We start from the raw sequence: 20,474 nt of genomic DNA, 5'->3' as shown, positions 1-20,474 counted from the left end.
GTGGAGCCGAAATAAAGATGAGATAAAGATTTAGGATTCGTCTATTCGTCTTCTTCGTTCACGTTCAGGTAGAAGTAGAAGGCGACGCCGTCGTCCGTGTTCGCCGCGCCGTATTCCGCGCCGTGCAGCTCCAGAATGTTTTTGGATATGGCGAGTCCGAGTCCGGTGCCTCCTTGCGAACGCTGCCGGGACGAGTCCGCCCGGTAGAAGCGGTCCCAGATTTTGTCCAGCTGCTCTTCCGGAATATGGGCGCCCTTATTCTCCACGCAGACGGCGACGCGCCCCCCGTCTTCGATCGTCGATACGAGAACGAGCTGGTCTTCCGGCGTGTAGCGGATGGCGTTCGTCATGAAGTTCGTGACGACCTGCTCGATCCGGTTCGCGTTGGCGACGACTTCGACGGGCGCGAGCTGCGTCTTGACGCGCAATCGTTTGTTCGCGATCGAAAGCTCGAGCGGCTCCAGAATCGCCTCGATCGATTTGTCGATCCGGAAGACGTCCATCTTCATCGCGTAAGTGCCGGACTCGAACTTGGCCAGCTCCAGCATGTCCACGATCAGCAGGTCCATCTTGTCGACTTCCTTCTCCATCGCTTCGAAATAGTATTCTTTCTTATGGCTCGCCACGTTGTCCTTCAGAATCGAGATGCAGCTCTTCATGACGCTGAGGGGAGTCTTGAGCTCGTGCGACACGCCCGAGATGAACTCCTTCCGGGTCGTCTCCAGCCGCTTCTCCTTCTCGATGTCTTGGCGCAGCTGCCCGATGTAGCCGTGAAGCGTGGCCGACAACGAATTGATGCTGCGCGACAGCTCGCCGATCTCGTCCTTGGAACGGACGGGGAGCGATTCGGTAAAATCCAGATCCGCGATCTTCTTCGCCGTGCGGTTGATCCGCAGCAGCGGCCTCGCGATTTTCAGCGAATAATACAGCGACGCCAGCAAGACGAGAACGACGACGAACAGGACGATGTACACGTAATAGTCCTGAATCATGCTTACCGCTTCGTCGACGGGCTGCAGAGACGCCATGGCGAAAATATACGAAGGCGCCCCGTCTCCGCCGACGATCCGATGAACGAATAGCTTGTACTTCACGCCGCTCTCCTCGTAATCGGTCGTATGCAGCAAGCCGTCGTCCGTCCTCTCCTCGCCGAACAGCAGCTCCTCTTGGAACTGCTTGATCCGCTCCAGGAAGAGACGATTCGAATAGAGAAGATTCGACGTCCCGTTCGGATCCGGGAATACGGCGTCGACGATGACGCCGATGTCGTACTCCGCGGGCTGTTCGATGTCCACGACAAAATCCAAGGACGGTTCGAGCGTCGGCTGCGGCTCTATTTTCACGAACTCGCGTTGGTCGACTTTGACTGTCGGGGTGGCGTTCAGCGACGATTCTTTCTGCTCCAATGCCGCCTCGGCCGCTTTCTTGCGGATTTCCTTCAGATTTTTCTCATACTGGACGTATTCTTCTTTGATCCGGATGTTGATTTCTTCTACGCGTTTCGACAACAGATCGTTGCTCCACATCGTCCGGCTGCTCGCGTCTTGAACGTACACCGGCGTGACGGGTACGCCCTCGTCCATCACGACGGACAAGTACGCTTTCGATTTGGGGGCGATCAGCGACTTCGCTTCCTCGATTTTGTCCGAGCCGATCAAGTGGTAAAGCGGAATTCGGTAAGGCGCATCGGGCTTCGGATCCACGTTCTGCGGAATGAAGTCGAGATAGAAGTCGTCGGAACGGGCCAGATTGCCGTGACGGTCGAGCGTCGTAATCCACGTGTTGTTGTTGCGGTAAAATTCTTGCTCCCGTTGCCTGACCGAGCTCGCCGTAACGTTCCCGGCTACCGGCTGTTGTTCGAACGCGGCGATGTTCGCCTTGATGTCGTTCACTTTCCGGTTCGCGTAGTAATCCTTGAAGAAAATCGTCTGTCCGACGTAAATGACCGCCAATATCGTCGAACAGAGCGCGATCGTCAGCAGAAACAGCTTCGGTACGATGCCGATCCTCATAAGCCGTCCTCGAATTTATAGCCCGTCCGGACGACCGTCATGATCAGCTTCGCCTTATCGCCCAGCTTCGTTCTCACGTTGCGGATATGGGTGTTAATCGTCCGGTCGTCCCCCGCGTACTCGTAACCCCATATTTTCGTAATAAGTTGCTCGCGCGAGATGACGATCCCCTCGTTCTGCATCAGGTACGCGAGAATCTCGAATTCGGTATGCGTCAGCCCGACCGGCTCGCCGTCCGCCGTGACCGTTCGCGACAGAAAATGAATCTTGATTCCGCTCAGCGATAACGTGTCGCCCGCGCCTCCGTTGCCGTTAGTCCCGCTTCCGGCGGATTGAGCGGCCCTGTCGCTGCGGGAGCGGCTTTCGATCAGTCTCTTCGCCCGCGCCAGCAGGACGGGCGGACTGTAAGGCTTCGTCACGTAGTCGTCCGCGCCGAGCTCGAACCCGAGCAACGTGTCGTCTTCGTCCACGCGCGCGGTCAGCATGATGATCGGGACGTCCGACGTCTTGCGAATGCGCCGGCATACGGACCAGCCGTCGAGCTCGGGCAGCATGATGTCGAGCAAGATCAATTGAACCGAATGTTCTTGGAACAAGGCAAGCGCCGTTTTCCCGTCTCCGGCTTCCAGCACCTCGTATCCTTCGTTCAGGAAATAATCCTTGATAATTTCGCGTAAAATCCGTTCGTCTTCGACGATCAGGACGGTGTTCGCCATCTTCGTTCCACCTGTTCTATAGACTTCTCGCTAATATAACGAAAGAACCGGTCAAAAAGAAACGACCGACTTTCGAACCTCTAGGAAATTTATTCTGCTCGCGCGACGCGGAGCCGATTCGGCGTCGGTGATGGAATAGCGGAAATAAGTTCCTCTATTTAGTACCGATCTGCATGAGATGCGGCCGGTAACGGATCATTTTTCCGTTATTTCGCTCAAAAAAAGTTCCGCGCGCAATCCCCTGAGTTTTAGAGGAAAAAGTTTCCTCTATCTGCAACCTGTCGGCTAATCCGATCGAAATAACGGAAAAAGTTACCGTTATGCTGCTCCCGGCCAACGTACTTGTGCGATCGCGTACGAAAAAACCGTCCCTCCGGCAGATGGCTTCTGCCGATGGGACGGCTATGCGTAATCAAGTCTTATCTGGGTTGAGGCTGTTGCTGTTGGGATCGCTGTCCCTGACCCGACTTGCTTCTCGGACGTTGACCGCCGATATTCGACGGCTGACGTCCCGCCCCCTGGGCTTGCTCTTGCCTTGGACGTTGTTCTTGCCGAGGACGCTGCTCTTGCTTCGGCCGTTGTTCTTGCCGCGGCCGTTGATCCTGTCTCGGCTGTTGCCCGCTGTTCTGACGTCCGTTATTCTGGCGCCCTCCGCCGTTGCTCGGAGCAGGCTCCGACTTCGTTGTGTTCAGCATCGGATACTCGTGATCCTTCACTTCGGGAACCCGCTTGCCGATCAGCTTCTCGATCGCCTTCAAATACGGTACTTCTTCATATTCGCAGAACGAAATCGCGATCCCGCTAAGACCGGCCCGGCCCGTGCGGCCGATGCGATGGACGTACGTCTCCGGAATGTTAGGCAGGTTGTAGTTGATGACGTGGGACAATTCGTCCACGTCGATGCCCCGCGCGGCGATATCGGTCGCGACGAGCACGCGCGTCGTGCCGTTCTTGAAGTTGTTCAGCGCCGCTTGGCGCGAGTTCTGCGACTTGTCGCCGTGGATCGCCTGCGCGGTCACGTTCGCCTTGTTCAGGCCGCGAGCGACGCGGTCCGCTCCGTGCTTCGTGCGGGTGAACACGAGCGCGGATGCGATGGACCGATCCTGCAGCAGATCGTTCAGCAGCTTTTGTTTGTTTTCCTTGTCGACCAAGTACACCGACTGCCGAATGCGCTCCGCCGTCGAAGATACCGGAGTAATCTCCACCTTCACCGGATCTTTGAGCAGCGACTTGACCAAGTCGGCGATCTCGGGAGGCATCGTCGCCGAGAAGAACAACGTCTGTCTCTTGACGGGTAGCTTGGCGATGATTCTTTTGACGTCGTGGATGAAGCCCATGTCGAGCATTCTGTCCGCTTCGTCGAGAACGAGAATTTCGACGTGCTGCAAGTCGATATGCTTCTGGTTAATGAGATCGATCAGGCGCCCCGGCGTCGCGATAACGATATCCGTCCCTTGGGCCAGCGCCTGCTCCTGCGGCTTCTGCGACACGCCGCCCACGATGGACAGGTTGCGCAAGCCGGTGAACCGGCTGTAAGCGTCGATGTTCTCGGCGATCTGAATCGCGAGTTCCCTCGTCGGGGTCAGGATCAAGGAACGTACGCGTCTTTTGCCGCCTTGCTTGCCGGCGTTCTCGGTTAACAGCTGAATGATCGGAAGCGAGAAAGCCGCCGTCTTTCCCGTCCCCGTCTGGGCGCAGCCGAGCAAGTCTTTGCCCGCCAGTACGGCCGGAATCGACTTCTCCTGGATCGGCGTCGGCGTCGCGTAGTTTTCTTGCGCCAGTGCCTTCAGAATTTGGGGGATTAGCTTTAATTCGTTAAATGTCATAAGGTCTCCTTAAGTGAAACGTCTTGATCTCCGGTCATGTCTTGACGTATAAGGATACCACACGAGCGCATGGCGTAACAATCCGGTACAAGCTATATGCGACAATTACTCTTTGACGGCCCTGATCGTAATGCCGCCGATAAAAAATTTCTGCATGAACGGATACGAGACGATGATCGGCAACGTGACGAGCATCGTCGTCGACGCGCGTAGGAAGGTCACTTGAACGCGCAAGGAAATTTTGAAAAAAGATCAGCAGAATCGTCGCCACGTTCATTGCGGAGGCGGCCATCTAGAAAAAAAAGAACGCCCGGCGGATTTCCGCAAGGCGTACGATAGGCACTTATGAATGAACATTATGTTGAGCGAGCTTCATCCCGAGCTGATCTCTCTGAACGATTCGGAATACGAGGGCATCATTGCGGGCGCCGTGCTTTGCCTGACCGCGAGCTGCGGCTCTAGCGAAGTCAGTTTCTTCACTTTCCCTTTGTTTATCAACTGCCGAAGCACTTTCATGGCTGTCCGTCCTAGCTCGCTCGCTTGCTGGGATACGGTCGTCAGCTCGGGTATGACATGGTGGGCTAGCGGAATATCGTCGAATCCGACGATCGACATGTCGTCTGGCACTTTCAAGCCGTGCTCGATCGCCGTCTTAATTGCTCCGATCGCCGTAAAATCGTTCACGCAGCAGACGGCGGTAGGCCGATCCTTCTTTTCCAGCAGATTCTCCATCTGTTGCTTTCCCGATTCCATGGAGAAGCTGTCCGGCAATATCCAATCTTCCCTTACCGGAAGCCCCGCGTCCCTCAAAGACTTGCGAAATGCGCGTAGCTTGTTGGACGTCGTCGTCATGTGGCTTTCGCCGCCGATGAAGCCGATTCGCTTATGGCCCAACTCGATCAAATGACGCATGGCGAGCATCGTTCCCGCGTATTCGTCCGTCGCGACGCGGGTCAGTTCGGTATCCCTTAAGTTTCCGTTAATCAGCACCATCGGGATCTTTTTCGCATGCTCGACCATTTCCTGCACGAGATCGGGCTCGCATTCCTTGAGGTTAATCCGCCCCCCGATAAAGAGAATGCCGTCTACCCGTTTCTCTTGCATGATGTTCAGATATTCGGACTCTTTCGCATAGTCGCCCATCGTATTACACAGCAGGAACGTATGTCCCGATTCTTGCGCTTCCTTCTCCGCGCCGGCAAACACTTCCGGGAAGAAGGGATTGGTGAGGTCGGGCAGGATCACGCCGATGATTCCCGTTTCTTTGGATAGAAGGCTTCTTGCCATCGCGTTCGGCTGAAACTGGTGCTTCTGAATCAGCGCCTCTATCTTCGCTCTCGTAGAGATCTTTACCGGAGCGGTTCCGTTCAACACTCTGGATACGGTGGCAACCGATACTTTTGCTTCTTTGGCTATATCGTATATGGTAACCTGCTTCATAGGAACATTATCCCTTCCTGCAGTCAGCTTCATCGTCACATTATAGCAAAATCACGCGTTTATTGAAAAGGGTTTCACGCCTCTCCTCTCTTCACTTTGCTATTCATGATTTTAACTCGATCCCCTTGATGATAACCGTCGTAATCGAATTTTCGGCGTAAGCGACCTCAAACCCATTCTCGTAGAGAGGTATTGCGTCAATCTGTTGCATATTCTCCGTAGCCGATGTCCGATAGGCTTCAGCTTTGGCGCTCTCGATATGATAAGGCGTCAAATCTATGACCGTTTTGCGATCGATCCAGCCATTGCGGACGACAATCGATAATTGCTTAGCTTCAGGATCATAAGCAGCTAGCGTTTGTTCGTCCGCAGTAGGCACGATCAAGGAACCCGGACGAATAAACTTGCTGAATTGAGCCATCGCATAATACTGCTTCGTTAGCTCATAGTGCTCTTCTCCATTAAAGTTAGCGTGTATGAAGCCCCAGTTGTTTTGGGCCCCTTCATCCTCGACGGCCTGCCAATAAATCCACGCCTTCGGCTGCATGATCTTCAGATCGGTCATGATCCGCGTGGCCAATTCCATCGCGCTTGTCAGATCCTCATGGCTGTGGGAAGCGTCGCCGCCCGTTCCGTACTCGGACATCCACAGAGGCTTCCCCAACTGCTCGGCGAGAGCGCGAAGCTCTTTCATTTTGGTGCCGTTATAGGAGTGGGCGTTGATCTGGCCTATCGCTTGACGCGTCGCCGTATCGTAGATCTCGAGCGCTCCCAAGGTTTCGTCGATGCTATTGCTATCCGGCGCGCTGACGATCGTTCCCGTCAGCCCCTTACGTTGAAGAGAATCGGCCGTCTTACGTATGATTTCCGCCTGCTTATCCAAATCGAAATGGCTTCCCTCTTGCTGATTGCCTTTAATCCACCAACTGGAAGACGGTTCATTGAGCGGGTCCAATGATCTGAAGGTGATCCCCCACCGATCCCGGTACGCCTTCACGACCTCTGTTAAATAGTCCGCAAAAGCATCATAAGAATCTTCTCTTAAGTTGTTACCTCCGTTCTCCGCGCCGGTGACCGAACCGCTGATCGTCATCCAGTAAGGCGGGGAGTTCGAGAACGCCTCTACGATATTGACGCCGCGCGCAATGGCTCCCTGCATAATTGCCCTCTGATTAGCGTCCGCTTCCCAATCCCAACGGCCTTTCTCCGGCTGAAATCCGGGAATATCTCCGCCTGGCCGCATCGTATCGTACGCCGGATTCTCGCCGCCGCCGATATTATATCGCACGATATTAAGTCCAAGCCCCTTAGCCGGGTCGAAGATCAGATCCATGACGTTGTTCGCCTGAGCTTGGTCCTTCCAGCCCCCTAGCGCATGACCCCACCAAGCGAGCGACGTACCCCACCCCTCGAATCCTTCATAGCCATCTTGGAGCTGCAGCTCTATCGCTTCAGCGTCGAATGCCTTGGCCTTGCCCGGACCTTTCTCTCCTCTGTTTTGTTCCCACATATAGACTCCTCCTCCAACTATCACGCAGATCAGAGCAATCCCTATGAAGATGGTTCCTCTTTTTTTCATGCTCTTGACCTCTCTTTGCTTATTGAATAGAGCGGGGCTGTCCTCTCGGACAGCCCCACTCCGTTCGACTATATATTTCCGGGGGTTACGGCTATTAGCCTTCGATTAGTTTTTTGTAAGCATCCATTTGCTTCTGAATTTCCGCGAGCACTTTGTCGTAGCCTGCGGCTTTCAGCTTGTTGCGGAATTCTTCGACCGCTTTAACGGGATCGCCCGCTTTACCGTACAAGATGGCAGGACCCATCTCGCCGATAACTTGGGAGATCGCCGTCAACTCAGGATCGATGCTGCTCTTGTCGAATACGAATTGTCCGTAAGGATATGGCTTTTTGTAGGTGTCGTATTCGGCGTAGTATTGGGATACGCCATCCCACACCGTATCGGTAGGAATCTCGAATTTGTCGACGCGGCCGCCCCAGAAGTCGGAGTAGAACGAATCTCTGTTTTCGTCATAGCCGGCCGGTTTGACGCGTTTGCCGTCTTTCAGCTCGTATTGAACGCCTTCCATACCGAAGTTGAGCAGCTGGTAAATTTCTTTGTCGTTGCGGATCAGATCGTAAGCCATAAGCGCGCGTTCCGGATTTTTGCTATGCGCGCCGAGCGAAGTGCCGCCGTGCGTGATCGACAGTTCGACCAGATTTTTGCGGGTCGCGGAGAACGGGAACATCGCGAGCTCGGAGCCCGGCTGCTCATTGTCCATCAGTACGCGCAGCGTTCCGAAGGTTTGCGTGTGATGCGCGTCTGCGCCGGACAAGCCCGCTTTAAGCAAGGTGCGGGTATCTCCTTTATAGTTCAATACGTCTTCGCGCCAGTAGCCTTTGTCTGCCCAATCCTTCATCATCTTCGCCATATTCAAGAATACGTCGTTGAATATCGGGCTTTCGACCGTGTATTTCTCATCGAACGACTTCGCGTAGAACGCCGGCATATATCCGGTTCCGATCGGAAGCTCAAGCATATCCGTATACGAGTTCGTGAATCCGATATAAGGTGCTACGCCGCCGGAAGTAGCATCCCAAGGCACGACGTCCGGTTTATTGTCCTTGATATATTGGAAATACTTGCCGAGCGTTTCGAAATCGGTAATCGGGCTTGTGATCCCCGCTTCTTTAGCCCAGTCTCCGCGATAGAACATACCGTGGTTAACCCATTGCGTATAATCGTTCTCGGGAATAAGCACGATTTTTCCGTTATATTTGGATTGCGCCCAATCTTCTTGAGGGATGGAATCCCATGTTTGCGGCGCGTACTTCGGCAGAAGGTCGTCGAGCGGCGTAAAGGCGCCCCTCTGAGCGTTATTCCATGTATCCAGCCAGTCCGTAGCGATCGTAATCAGATCGATCGGTTCGCCGGACGCCAGAAGCAGGTTGTATTTCGTGGACCAATCCGCCCACTCTACCCATTTCCATTCCAGCTCGGCATTGATTTTCTCTTTCATGAGCTTGTTGACTTTTTCCAACGTTTTATCGAACTGACCGTTTTTAGGCTTGTCGCCCAGTACGACATAGCTGATCTTGACGAACTTGGACGTATCGATCGCGCCGCTATCCGCGTTCGCGGAGCTTGCCGCCGGGCTTGCCGCGCTCTCGCTGCCCCCCGCATTGCTTGCGCTGTTTTCCTCCTTATTCTTGTTGCCGCTGCATGCTGCAAGAACGATGACCAGAATCATGGACATTACGAGCGAGACTACTCTTTTTCCTCTTGTCATTCCAATTCCTCCCCTGGGTTAATTGAACTTCGAAATCGGAATGAAACCGATTTCATTATATGTGAAGGAGTCTCTTTTACGAGCGCTCCCGGCACAACTTGTTTCATTACCCTTTCACGGCGCCTACCGTAATCCCCTTAATGAAGTAACGTTGAACGAATGGAAAGAACAGAATGACTGGCCCCGTCGCCACGATGGCGGTCGCCATCTTCATCGACTCGAGCGGCATATCCCGAAACGGGACATTGGAAGCGGCGGATGAACTCCGGATAAAATCCGCGCTAGTAATGACGTTGTATAAGAATAGCTGCAACGGACGGTATTTCAGGTCCGGCGAGAGGAACAGCATCGAGTTATACCATTCGTTCCAGTACCCGAGTGCGATGAACAGTCCGATCGTCGCCAAGGCGGGCGTCGTCATCGGCAGGATCAGCCGAATGAAGATCGTGAAATCCCCGGCGCCGTCGATTTTGGCCGATTCGGTAATCGCATGCGGGATCGACGAAACGAAGGACTTCATCATGATAATGAGAAACGGGCTCAGCAAGCCGGGCAGGAGGACGGCCAGGTAGTTGTCCTTCAAGTCCAAATATTGCGTGACAAGCAAGTAGAAAGGTACGAGCCCTCCGGAGAACAGCGTCGTAAAGTAGATAAAGAAGGAGACGTTGTTCCGATACTTGAAATCCGGCCTCTGCAAGGCATAACCGGTCATCGCCACTAAGAATAAACCTAATATCGTTCCAACGATGGTTAACGCTGCCGTTACCGCATAAGCCCCGACCACGTAATCCGGATTCTCGAATACGATCTTGTAGGCGAACGTGGAGAAATCCTTCGGCCAGAAATTAAAGCCATGCTTCTGAATCGCACGCTCCGACGTGAACGACGTGCCAAGGACGAGCACGAAAGGCAGCAGGCAGCATAGGGAAAACAATCCTATGACTCCGTAGCCGATCGATCGGACGACCCTCTCCGCGGCATTGTTCCGAATGCTTCGCGAGACATTTTCCATTCGTGCCGCCTCCTAGAACAATGAATTGTCGGGTGATGCTTTTTTGACGAACCAGTTGCAAGAAACGACGATGATAAATCCGAATAAGGATTGATACAGGCTGACAGCGCTTCCCATCGAGAAGTTAAAGTTATTCATCAGGGAGCGGAAGACGTAGGTTTCGATAATATCCGTCGTTGGATACAGCGCCGTATTGCTCGCGCCGACCAAGTTGTAGAACAATCCGAAGTTTCCTTTGAGAATACCGCCGAGCGAGAACAAGAGCAGGATAATGAACGTCGGCTTCAGCCACGGAATGATAATGTGGATAATTCTCTGGTAGGCATTGGCGCCGTCGATTTCGGCGGCTTCGATGATCTCGTTGTCCAGCCCCATGATTGCCGCGAAATAGACGATGGAGCCATAACCCGTCGACTGCCATAAGTAAACAAGGACGATAATGAAAGGCCAGGCATTCGGATTGGAATAGGTTTTCAATGGATCTAAACCCAGCGATGTGAGTATGCTGTTTAATATGCCGTAATCGTAGCTCAGAAAGTTGTACGCGATGAGTCCGATCAGAACCGCGGAGATGAAATAAGGGAGAAACATGAGCGTCTGGGCGACTTTCTTGAACCATTTTCTGCGCAGCTCGTTCAGGAGAACCGCCACGACGATCTGAAGAACGTTACCCAGCAGGATAAAGGCCGCGTTATAGAGGACCGTGTTCACCGTCAGCCGCCATAAGTCTCCGTTAATGACGAGGAATCGAAAGTTATCGAAGCCGACGAACGCGCTTTTGAAAATGCCGTCCGTGTAGTTGTACTTAATGAAAGCAAGGTACAAGCCCGGCATCGGCAAATACGCGAAAATGATGAAAAACAAGATAGCGGGAGCGCACATGAGGAGCAGTGTTCGGTTGTTCCAAAACTGTTTCATGCGGGACATGCCCGCGGCGGGCGTCCTCTGCTTCACCGTAACGGTTTCTGATGCTTGCATCTGTTAGTCCCCTTTCTCTCAAGCTTTAATAAAAGAGAATGGATCGATCACGCATGGACCTGACGGATCTACCGCTTCTAAATAAACGGCTAACTCTCCCGCCTTTTCCGAGAACCACGGACCGGGTAACCAGAACGAATCCGGACTGCCGCCGCTCATCGTCGGACGGGCATCTCCCCCCGGCAACCATATCCGGGAAACGAGTCGTCCTTGAAACAATACTGAAAGCTTCACGCCTGAACCCGTTACCAGAACGCGCCATCCAGCCTCGCTTAGAGGAATCGGTATTTTACCGAATAACCAACGTGACTCTCCGGCATTCATCGATACTGGCAGCTCGCAATCCGTCGCTTCGGCGGACTTGCTTGCCGCATCGGAAGCAAGATCCTCCTCGCCGCATTCCGTCAACCGCCAATCTTGAGCCGCATTCCCTTCGTACAGCACGACGCTTCCGGCATAGGCTTCGAGTGTGCGGTTCAGGAACACCGAAAGCTGCACGCTCTCTCCAGGCTTCACGGCAGAGGATATATCCGCGTAAGGATCGAAAGGCGTGACGGAAGCGATGGCTACACCATTCGCGTATACTTCCGCCAATCCTTGCAAACCATTAAAATGCAAAGTCCATGAATCGGCGTAGCTGGATGCTACGAACGACTTGCGGAAGCATTCGACCATCGGACGTTCCATCTGGAGCCAGCCGCCGAAGCCCGTGATCGGCCACGAACGGTCGTCCAATGCCTCATCCGCGAGTCCCGCGCGATCCCCCTCGACGAGTCGCCTTCTCCAATTCCCGCTAAGGTCCTTGACCTTGGTCACGGCGACGAGCCCGCGAATCCCTTTCATCGAATCCAGCCGCAGCGCGGGCTTCCTTATATCGTCGAAATTCGAATGTCCCCAGATTTCGGTTCTCGCCGTGAACGCCCCCGCTTGCTCGCCCGCGTGCGGCAGAAAGCTGCTGGATCCGCCGGGTACGACCGTTCCCGCATAGGCGTTGCCCGCGTAGACGGAGACGACGTCGCTTGCTTGGCGAACGAGAATGCCTTCGCGACGCAGGGCGGCCGGCATCGTATCCTTCGCCTGGTACCAGGCATACCCGCGGTACACGCCGAATTTCTCCAAGTAGTCCGCATGCTCGATCGTTCTGGCGTCCGCCGGTCCTACGGGAGCAACGGGATCGATCGAAGCGGCAGACCATCCGATCGATACAGGAACCGTTTTGTCGTCATAGACGGGTAAAGGTTCGCAATGAATTCGTCCATCCGGATCGAAGTCTTCCAACGCTAGCGCGGTATTCCGATCCATGACGATAAGGACGAGCCGGCGTCCATCGGAAGCGACGCCCTTAAAGGCAGAGACCGTGCCGCCAGCCCCGAATCGGAAGCGAACCCGGCCGCCATCCTTCTCAGCTACTCCCCCGTTCGCCTCCCATTCCAGCGCTTCGTCGAATCGGAAAGCCATCTCGCCTTCCGTATCCGCATGGAATGCCGCGATCGTCTCGTCGCCCTGCGATTTCAGCCAAAACAGCTCGGCGGACGAATGGAGCAATTGTCCCGCATATCCCCAGTCGGACAACGGAAGGCTATGAGGAACGGCGATCGTGCTTCGCGCGGCTAGCTTCATCGGAACGCCCTCTTCTAAGCCCGCTCCGATCAGCGACATCGATACGCTTTCGTCCGACGTATTGTGCAGGAAGACAAGCAGTCCTCCCCCGCTTAGCGATAGAGCGACCGGACCGATTAACCCGTTCCGAGAGCCGTCGGCCAAGCGAAAGCGGCTAGCTTCTAAGGCCGGCAGAGCTTCGGCTAAAGATGACCCATAGGCTTGAATCAACCGATTCAGGAGACGGCCTTCGTATACTTCCGGTCTTATCCGTCCTTCGGGCGATATCATCCCGCCGAAGTCGTAGTCTGAAGTCAAGAAGGCGAGCGGCTCTCCCCAATTATTCGTTCCGTTCGTAAATCCGAAATCCGTGCCGGATACTTGCAGATAGGGCCCGAGCAGCTTGGCGCCGGCCGATAATAATCTCCGCAGCAGGAAATGGGAACGATTCGTCTCGGTCACCATGAGCGGCTGCTTGCTCTCCCCGAGCAGCTCCCGGTATTGAAGCACCTTCTCTTCGAATTCGGGATCCGTATCGTTCGGATAGAAATTGCAGGTCGGGATAACGCCGTCCGCGAGCCCCGATGCCGCGTATAGTCCGCCTTGGCCCGCGCATGCAATCAACGGAACTTCTATCCGATGTTCCAATGCCATGTCGCGCAACGCCCCGATATACCCGCGCGGGTCTTTGCACCCGTAGAAATCCAATTCGTTCTCCAGCTGGACGCAGATGACGGAACCGCCTTCCCCGATCTGCTGCCTGCGGAGAATGGGCATGATTTGCCCGAACCATAAGGATACGTGCCGCAAGAAAGCCGGATCGTTATCCCTAATCGTCAGGCCGTCCTTCGCGAGAAGGTACGCCGGTAGCGCCCCTCCGTCCCACTCGGAGCAGATGTACGGCCCGGGCCTGGCGACCGTCCACAGCCCGGCTTCATGAACAAGCCGTAAGAACGCTTCCGCATCCCGTTCCTCGTCGAAGCTCCACCGTCCCTCGGACAGCTCGTGGTAATTCCAAGGAAAGTACACGTCCACGCAGTTGTAGCCGGCTTTCTTCAAGCGATCCAATCGGTCTTTCCATAGCTCCTGCGGAATCCGAAAGTAAAAGACCGACGCGGACGTCAGAATGCCGGACTTTCCGTTCAAGCGAACCGCCCGCTCCGTTAATTCGATCGGCATGACCATTTGCAAAGCAGTTCCCCCATTCGAACATCGCGCTCCCGCTATATCATTCGACATTTTGTGTAACCCGTTTCATGAATCCCATTTCATACCAGTGAAATGAATGAATACAGCTCATTTCGTTTCCTTATGTTCCTATTTATGAAACGGGTTACATTTTGCGGTTATGATTTGTGAAGCGCTTTCACGATGATCATAATACCGAACTTTAATTTTGTCAATCGGAATGTATTCCTGCGAACGCGTTCTCAGAAAAAAACCTTGATAGGCCGCGTCCAAGGCCCATCAAGGTTTTCCTTAGGTTCCATTTCTTCGGAAACTCGTCGATTCACGGTGATGATCCGCGAGTCGATGAGAAGATCCCGCGATCAGCGCTTGCATCTTGGCGGTATGAGCTTAGACAGTTGCTCTCCTGCCAGCATGTGCTCCCATCAACCTGCAAATGTGCAGGTTGTTTGGCCCCTTATCTGAAATTCACGGCATCAACCTGCAAATGTGCAGGTTGATTGCGACCTTTAGACAAAATCGTTCCATTTCGGCTCAACAACATGTACGTATACATTTTGTTGGGCCTCTTCGTAAGTTTCGCTCCATTCAAAATGTACTTTTGCAGGTTGTTCTCGCTCGGCTCGGCTTATCTTCCTCATGCGATCTTCGCGAGGGTTCGATGTCCGTTCTCGTTTACGAGTTGTTTAACCGGGTCTGCGCGAACGCTTGCCGGTATGCGGTCGGCGTTACGCCGGACAGCCGCTTGAACCACTTCGCGAATTGCTTGTCGTCCTCGATGCCCACCCGGGCGGCGACCTCTTTCACCTGAAGCTTCCCGTCCGCCAAAATTTCCTTCGCCGCTTCCAGCTTGAGATGATGGATATAATTTAAGAGCCCGGAGCCGAACCTCCGTTTGAACATGCGAGACAAGTAATCCTTGTTGTATCCCGCGTGCGCCGCGATCCGTTCCACCGTTATGTCCCGGTCCAACGCATGCATGCGCGTCCAAGCCAGCAGTCCGGAGAGCTGCGGATCCATCGCTTCCAGCCCGCCGGAATCTTGAAGCTGTTCGGCGAGTTCGATCAATAAGCAGGTCAGAAAATAGTCCCCCGCCCGGGAAATGCGATAGCCGCCGTTGCCCGCGTGAAGCAGCTGTCGCGCCAGAATATGCACGCGGCTCGGGTTCGGACACGCCGCGTACCGGGGAATTCGGCTGCTCGGTTCTTCATCGGGCAGCCTGTCCGGCAAGTAGAAATGAAACCAATAGAAAGAGACGCCCGGCGACGATAACCGGTATCCGCGATGCCTCTCTCCCGGCATCAGGAACAAGATTTCTCCGGCTTTCACCTCGTAAGTCCGGCCATCCGCCTCCATGAAGACGACGCCGGACACGCCGATAATCAGCTCGTAATCCATAATCGTCCGGTCCATGTGGGACCAAGTTTCGTCCGACAGGAACTGACCGCCCATATGATGCCGATACGGCTCGTTCAGATAAAGCGGGATCATTCGCCGCAGCTCCTTCTCATTCAAGTCGCCTTCGAATGAAGGTCAGCTTTTGACACCTATTATACCGGAACGTCTACCGACAGACTACTCCTTTCCCGTTAAGATGTAAGAGACGAATGAAATTCGCCGCCATCATCACATTCATCGGAGCGTGAAAATAATGTCTAACGATAAGAAGATTCATCCGCACCCTCTCGAACTAAGCGCCGTGCGCATACGAGACGACTACTGGTCCGCCTACGTCGATTTGATCAGGGACACGGTCATTCCCTATCAATGGGAAGCCCTCAACGATCGGATACCGGATGCGGAGCCAAGCCGCGCCATACGTAATTTCCGCATTGCCGCCGGCTTGGAAGAGGGCGAGTTCGAGGGCTTCGTTTTCCAGGATACGGACTTGTACAAATGGCTGGAAGCGGTCGGTTTCTCCCTCGCCTCCCATCCCGACGCGGATCTGGAACGGGTCGCGGACGAGGCGATCGAGCTGATCGGCAAAGCCCAGTCGGAAGACGGATACGTGAACACGTACTTCGCGGTCGCCGAACCGGGCAAGCGATGGACGAATCTGGTCGATTGCCATGAACTGTATTCCGCGGGGCATCTCATCGAAGCAGCAGTCGCTTACGTTCAAGGCACGGGTAAGACGAAGCTGCTCGACATCGCGCGCCGATTCGCCGATCATATCGATGCCGTGTTCGGTTCCGAACCGGGCAAGACGCGCGGCTACGACGGCCACCAAGAGATCGAATTAGCTTTGGTTAAGCTCTACGAGGCGACCGGGGAACGCAAGTATTTGAAGCTCGCCAATTTCTTTATCGAGGAGCGGGGACGGGAGCCGCACTTTCTGCTCGAGGAGTGGGAACGGCGCGGACGTACGAGCCATTGGGCGCCCGGAGTCGTCCAGAAAATGCCTCCCCAAATGGCGTATCACCAAGCGCACAAGCCCGTTCGCGAACAAGACGTCGCGGTCGGGCATGCGGTCAGAGCGGTATATATGTATACGGCCATGGCCGACTTGGCTTTGCATCAAGGGGATGTGAGCCTGCTGGAAGCGTGCAGGCGCCTGTGGCGCAATATGGTCGGCAAGCAGATGTACGTCAACGGAAGCATCGGCTCGACGCATCACGGGGAAGCTTTCACGTTCGATTACGACCTGCCCAACGATACGAACTACTCCGAGACCTGCGCTTCCATCGGCCTCATCTTCTTCGCGAGGCGGATGCTGCAGGCGGAACCGAAGGGCGAATACGGCGACGTCATGGAGAGGGCGCTATACAATACGGTGACGGCGGGCATCGCGGGAGACGGCAAGCATTATTTCTACGTCAACCCGATGGAAGTATGGCCCGCGGCCAGCGAAGGAAACCCGGGTAAGCACCACATCAAAGCCTTGCGGCAAAAATGGTATGGGTGCGCTTGCTGTCCGCCCAACGTCGCTCGGCTGATTTCCTCGCTCGGCCAATACGTATTCGCGGCCGGCGAGGATACGCTTTACGCCCATCTGTATATCGGCAGCGAAGCCTCGGCCAAGCTCAACGGGCGCAACGTGCGGGTTCGGCTAGAGAGCGGACTGCCTTGGAAAGGCGCCGCCAGCTTGAAGATCGCGGAGGCGGACGGAGCAGGGGCTTTTACATTGGCATTGCGCGTTCCGGCTTGGTCGCAAGAGTCGATCTTCGCCGTTAACGGCGAGCGTATATCGCCGGAAATTCGGGACGGGTACGCTTACGTCGACCGCGACTGGCGCGAAGGGGACATCCTCTCCGTCGAACTGGACATGGAGCCCCACCGCTTGTACGCTCCGACGAACGTGCGGGCGAACGCCGGCCGGGTCGCCTTACAGCGAGGACCGCTTGTTTATTGCTTCGAAGAGGTCGATAACGGCGCAACGTTGCAGTCGATATCCCTTCCTTCGGATGCCGCCTTGCGCGCCGCCGTTCAGCTCGACGGCTCCGTCCTTCTGGAAGCGGACGGCTACCGAATGACCGATGCCGATCGGCCATCATCCTCGCTCTATGGAACCGCTAAGCCAAGCAGGGAACCGCAACGAATCGTGGCCGCACCTTACACCCGTTGGGGCAACCGCGAGCCGGGCGAGATGCTCGTCTGGATCAGGGAAGATCGTTAGTCCGCGACAAAAAAAGCTGTCTCTCGGATCGCCATTCGCCGCGATTCGTTGAGTCAGCTTTTTTCTTTATACCCGACTACCGTGAATTAGCCAAATAGGCGGCGACTTCCGCCAGTCCGCATGTTCGATAAGACGCAGCTTAGAAGTAGATTCTAAAGATTCATGCGGGGCAACGCCTACCGAATCGTTCTTTCAACCACTGAATTGCCATTCGAATGACGAATAACGCGACACCGATCTCGATCGCATGATCCGCCATGTTGAGCACCCCGTTGCCGTTCCGGGATACGAGAAAATCGGTCACCCTTCCGAACAGCAGCCGATCGATCCCGTTCCCTAGCGCTCCTCCGACGAGGAACGAGAGCCCGATATCGTACAGACTCCCCTTAAACATGCCGGATTGGCGAGAGTATAGAACGACCGCCACGAACAAGACGGCCAGCACGCCGAATAACCGGGCATAGCCTTGCAGCAAACCTCCGGCCATGCCGGCGTTCTCGATATGCGTGAGCGGCATTCCCCATAGCGAGTAAGTCTCGTTAATCTCCAAATGGTATCGGATCGCAATCTTCGTTCCTTGATCGATCAAGACGACGGCGACGGCAATGAAATAAAAAAGCATGCGTCCACTCCTTTCGCTTTGCTCATCTATACCGAATGATGTTACCCAGTATAGAGGAGTCGCCAAGCGAAAGCCAATTTCGCGCCGAGGTGAATCGTATGGCCGGTCGTCGCAATCTTGCTCTACTCCGTCTTGATTTCCGTTACGGGAGAGACATCCGCGGAACCTTTAAGCACGAATCCATTTATCAGCCTTTCTAGGTCTATTCCGGAAACGCTTTTCAACATATCCGGGGCGGTAGCCATAAGCTCGGTCAGATACTTGCTCACCTTGGTTGCTCCGCCGCCGTTGCCGCCGGCATCCAAAACCGTGATTTTCTCGATATGCCCCATAGGCTCGGCGATTTTCCCCGCCAGTTCGGGCAACATTTTGACGATCATCTCAAGGATAGCCGCTTGACCGAATTTCTCGAATGCCGCGGCCAGCTTTTCCTTCGCTTCCGCTTCGGCGAAGCCTTGGAGACGAATAATGTCGGCCTCGGCCGTCCCTTTGGCTCGGCTAACATCCGCTTCGGCCGTCCCTTTGGAGCGTTCGGCCGCGGCTTGGGTTTCGATGACGTATTTGTTGGCGTCCGCCTGAAGAATACGACGCTCTTTGTCCGCTTCGGCGGCCTGAATGACGGCGCTTCGCTCGGCTTCCGCTTTTTTGACGATTTCGGCGGCGAATTCGCGTTCTCTGATCTCGATTTCTTTCATCTTAATATCGGATTCGCGTTCGCGTTTAACGATCTCGACTTGCATCTGCTCTTCCATGACGATGCGCTTCGACCTGGCTTCTTGGATGCTGTAAGCTTGATCCGCCTCGGCTTTCGCGACGTCTTGCTCCTTTTTGAACTGGGCGACGCTCATCGCTTTGTTCTTCTCGGACTCGGCCACCAACGTATCGCGTTCGAGCTCGGCTTTTTGCGCCTCTTGATCCGCGGAAGCCCGCTTCACGCGCGCGTCCCGGTCCGCGTTCGCTTTGGCAATCTCGGCATCGCGCTTTACGGCCGCAATCTGAGGCTGTCCAAGCGCCTCGAGATATCCGTTTTTATCGCGAACGTCCCTGATATTAAACGAAACGATGCGCAAACCCATTTTATCCAAGTCCGTTTGCGAAACCTCAAGCACTTTCGTGGAAAAGACATCGCGCTTCTGGTAAATCTCCTCGACGGTCATCGCCCCTAGAATGGCCCTAAGATGACCCTCTAGCACTTCGCGGGCTTCATTCTGCAGGTCTTCGGTGGATTTCCCCATAAACTGCTCAGCCGCCGTAGAAATGCCTTCGATCGTACCGTCTATCTTCACGATGGCAATGCCGTCCGCCATAACGGGCACGCCTTGCTTCGTATAGACTTCCGGCGTTTTGATTTCAAGCTTATGCGAATTCAAAGAGATAAACTCGTATTGTTGGAAAATAGGAAGAATAAACGAGCCGCCGCCGCGGATGATCTTCAACCGTCGCCCGTTATCGTCGCTGGCAATATGCCTGCCGCCGAGGAACGAACCCGTAATGATCATCGCCTTCTCCGCGCCGACCGTTTTGTACCTTGCCCAGAACGCTAATGCGAGTACGACCAATACCGCGATAAGAATGACAGGTCCGGTAAGAACTTGAAGATCCAAATAGGCACGTCCTTCCGAGTATCTTTATATTTTGAATGCCATGACTTTCAGATGTTTGCCTACGACTCTAACGACGATAGCCTCCGATCCCAGAGGGATATCGACGTTATCGAAGCTAATAGCAGTGAAATTAATGATGCCTGTTTGCGATTTGTAGATCACTTCCCCAAGTCCGTCCGCGGGAATGGGAATCGTTACCTTCACGATCTTTCCTTCCATCTCCGCAATGGAAATGCCAAGAGAACTTTCGGCTTTTCTCATCGGTTTGACGTAAGCGAAGTAGGAGATCGACGATACGGCAACCGCGAATAAGATGGATAGTAGCAGAAGCGTCGGCCCCTCGACATCGAATAGACGATTCAAAAAGATGCCGAAAGCTCCGAATGCCGTGGCTCCGCCTACGACGATGACCGGAGAAACGAAGCCGAAGTGATCGAAATGAAACACCCCGCCGAGCCAATCTCCGATGATTTCCCCGAATAGAAAGGAAATAAAGGCAAAGGCTACCCCGAAAATGGCGAACGACCAATATAATTCGATATGTGCACCCCTCCTCATACCCCAATTTTAACCT

14 protein-coding genes are annotated in these 20,474 nt (G+C 54.5%); 1 reads left to right on the top strand and 13 read right to left on the bottom strand.

What is annotated here, in order from left to right:
- Nucleotides 1-41: 41 nt before the first annotated feature.
- From ACFPPD_RS16100 to ACFPPD_RS16055, 10 genes are all read right to left on the bottom strand, one after another.
- The gene (locus ACFPPD_RS16100; protein WP_209748410.1) at nucleotides 42-2,012 is read right to left on the bottom strand and encodes a sensor histidine kinase; all 1,971 of its coding nucleotides are present in this window, start codon (nucleotides 2,010-2,012) and stop codon (nucleotides 42-44) included.
- Nucleotides 2,009-2,728, bottom strand: a complete 720-nt coding sequence (locus ACFPPD_RS16095) for a response regulator transcription factor (protein ID WP_209748408.1) — start codon at nucleotides 2,726-2,728, stop codon at nucleotides 2,009-2,011. The genes ACFPPD_RS16100 and ACFPPD_RS16095 overlap by 4 nt, the downstream gene beginning before the upstream one ends.
- Before the next feature lie 419 nt (nucleotides 2,729-3,147).
- Nucleotides 3,148-4,554, bottom strand: coding sequence for a DEAD/DEAH box helicase (locus ACFPPD_RS16090; protein WP_209748406.1), 1,407 nt, complete (start codon nucleotides 4,552-4,554; stop codon nucleotides 3,148-3,150).
- Between the two features lie 372 nt (nucleotides 4,555-4,926).
- Nucleotides 4,927-5,994 (bottom strand): LacI family DNA-binding transcriptional regulator, encoded by a 1,068-nt coding sequence (locus ACFPPD_RS16085; protein ID WP_209748404.1) that lies wholly within the window; start codon nucleotides 5,992-5,994, stop codon nucleotides 4,927-4,929.
- 103 nt (nucleotides 5,995-6,097) lie between these two features.
- Nucleotides 6,098-7,504, bottom strand: a complete 1,407-nt coding sequence (locus ACFPPD_RS16080; protein ID WP_378082629.1) for a glycoside hydrolase family 30 protein — start codon at nucleotides 7,502-7,504, stop codon at nucleotides 6,098-6,100.
- A 163-nt stretch (nucleotides 7,505-7,667) separates the two neighbouring features.
- Nucleotides 7,668-9,281 (bottom strand): DUF3502 domain-containing protein, encoded by a 1,614-nt coding sequence (locus tag ACFPPD_RS16075; RefSeq protein WP_209748400.1) that lies wholly within the window; start codon nucleotides 9,279-9,281, stop codon nucleotides 7,668-7,670.
- A gap of 106 nt (nucleotides 9,282-9,387) precedes the next feature.
- On the bottom strand, nucleotides 9,388-10,293 hold the full coding sequence (locus ACFPPD_RS16070) for a carbohydrate ABC transporter permease (protein ID WP_209748398.1): 906 nt from the start codon (nucleotides 10,291-10,293) through the stop codon (nucleotides 9,388-9,390).
- 12 nt (nucleotides 10,294-10,305) lie between these two features.
- Nucleotides 10,306-11,220, bottom strand: coding sequence for an ABC transporter permease (locus tag ACFPPD_RS16065; protein ID WP_378082650.1), 915 nt, complete (start codon nucleotides 11,218-11,220; stop codon nucleotides 10,306-10,308).
- A gap of 69 nt (nucleotides 11,221-11,289) precedes the next feature.
- The gene (locus ACFPPD_RS16060; protein WP_378082649.1) at nucleotides 11,290-14,055 is read right to left on the bottom strand and encodes a beta-galactosidase; all 2,766 of its coding nucleotides are present in this window, start codon (nucleotides 14,053-14,055) and stop codon (nucleotides 11,290-11,292) included.
- A 678-nt stretch (nucleotides 14,056-14,733) separates the two neighbouring features.
- Nucleotides 14,734-15,549, bottom strand: coding sequence for a helix-turn-helix domain-containing protein (locus tag ACFPPD_RS16055; protein ID WP_209748391.1), 816 nt, complete (start codon nucleotides 15,547-15,549; stop codon nucleotides 14,734-14,736).
- A 160-nt stretch (nucleotides 15,550-15,709) separates the two neighbouring features.
- Here ACFPPD_RS16055 and ACFPPD_RS16050 point away from each other — a divergent pair, with 160 nt between their 5' ends.
- Nucleotides 15,710-17,674 (top strand): glycoside hydrolase family 127 protein, encoded by a 1,965-nt coding sequence (locus tag ACFPPD_RS16050; RefSeq protein ID WP_209748389.1) that lies wholly within the window; start codon nucleotides 15,710-15,712, stop codon nucleotides 17,672-17,674.
- 160 nt (nucleotides 17,675-17,834) lie between these two features.
- Here ACFPPD_RS16050 and lspA read toward each other — a convergent pair whose 3' ends face one another.
- The 3 genes from lspA to ACFPPD_RS16035 all read right to left on the bottom strand — a co-directional run bounded on the left by lspA (nucleotide 17,835) and on the right by ACFPPD_RS16035 (nucleotide 20,458).
- Nucleotides 17,835-18,296 carry a signal peptidase II gene (gene lspA, locus ACFPPD_RS16045; RefSeq protein ID WP_209748387.1) on the bottom strand — a complete coding sequence of 154 codons (462 nt, stop codon included), beginning with the start codon at nucleotides 18,294-18,296 and terminating at the stop codon, nucleotides 17,835-17,837.
- Between the two features lie 122 nt (nucleotides 18,297-18,418).
- Complete coding sequence (locus ACFPPD_RS16040; protein WP_209748385.1) at nucleotides 18,419-19,900, bottom strand: flotillin family protein; 1,482 nt, start codon at nucleotides 19,898-19,900, stop codon at nucleotides 18,419-18,421.
- A gap of 24 nt (nucleotides 19,901-19,924) precedes the next feature.
- Nucleotides 19,925-20,458 (bottom strand): NfeD family protein, encoded by a 534-nt coding sequence (locus ACFPPD_RS16035; RefSeq protein ID WP_209748384.1) that lies wholly within the window; start codon nucleotides 20,456-20,458, stop codon nucleotides 19,925-19,927.
- Between the last annotated feature and the right edge of the window lie 16 nt (nucleotides 20,459-20,474).

Source organism: Cohnella suwonensis (genome assembly GCF_042655365.1).
GTDB classification, from domain to species: domain Bacteria; phylum Bacillota; class Bacilli; order Paenibacillales; family Paenibacillaceae; genus Cohnella; species Cohnella suwonensis.
Note: the sequence above shows the minus strand (reverse complement) of the source record. Positions and strands in the feature narration are given on the sequence as shown.

What these genes read in the sequence shown, in the direction of transcription:
- ACFPPD_RS16100 (WP_209748410.1), bottom strand. Translation starts at nt 2,012, where the DNA reads ATGAGGATCGGCATCGTACCGAAGCTGTTTCTGCTGACGATCGCGCTC.
- ACFPPD_RS16095 (WP_209748408.1), bottom strand. Translation starts at nt 2,728, where the DNA reads ATGGCGAACACCGTCCTGATCGTCGAAGACGAACGGATTTTACGCGAA.
- ACFPPD_RS16090 (WP_209748406.1), bottom strand. Translation starts at nt 4,554, where the DNA reads ATGACATTTAACGAATTAAAGCTAATCCCCCAAATTCTGAAGGCACTG.
- ACFPPD_RS16085 (WP_209748404.1), bottom strand. Translation starts at nt 5,994, where the DNA reads ATGAAGCAGGTTACCATATACGATATAGCCAAAGAAGCAAAAGTATCG.
- ACFPPD_RS16080 (WP_378082629.1), bottom strand. Translation starts at nt 7,504, where the DNA reads ATGTGGGAACAAAACAGAGGAGAGAAAGGTCCGGGCAAGGCCAAGGCA.
- ACFPPD_RS16075 (WP_209748400.1), bottom strand. Translation starts at nt 9,281, where the DNA reads ATGACAAGAGGAAAAAGAGTAGTCTCGCTCGTAATGTCCATGATTCTG.
- ACFPPD_RS16070 (WP_209748398.1), bottom strand. Translation starts at nt 10,293, where the DNA reads ATGGAAAATGTCTCGCGAAGCATTCGGAACAATGCCGCGGAGAGGGTC.
- ACFPPD_RS16065 (WP_378082650.1), bottom strand. Translation starts at nt 11,220, where the DNA reads ATGTCCCGCATGAAACAGTTTTGGAACAACCGAACACTGCTCCTCATG.
- ACFPPD_RS16060 (WP_378082649.1), bottom strand. Translation starts at nt 14,055, where the DNA reads ATGGTCATGCCGATCGAATTAACGGAGCGGGCGGTTCGCTTGAACGGA.
- ACFPPD_RS16055 (WP_209748391.1), bottom strand. Translation starts at nt 15,549, where the DNA reads ATGATCCCGCTTTATCTGAACGAGCCGTATCGGCATCATATGGGCGGT.
- ACFPPD_RS16050 (WP_209748389.1), top strand. Translation starts at nt 15,710, where the DNA reads ATGTCTAACGATAAGAAGATTCATCCGCACCCTCTCGAACTAAGCGCC.
- lspA (WP_209748387.1), bottom strand. Translation starts at nt 18,296, where the DNA reads ATGCTTTTTTATTTCATTGCCGTCGCCGTCGTCTTGATCGATCAAGGA.
- ACFPPD_RS16035 (WP_209748384.1), bottom strand. Translation starts at nt 20,458, where the DNA reads ATGAGGAGGGGTGCACATATCGAATTATATTGGTCGTTCGCCATTTTC.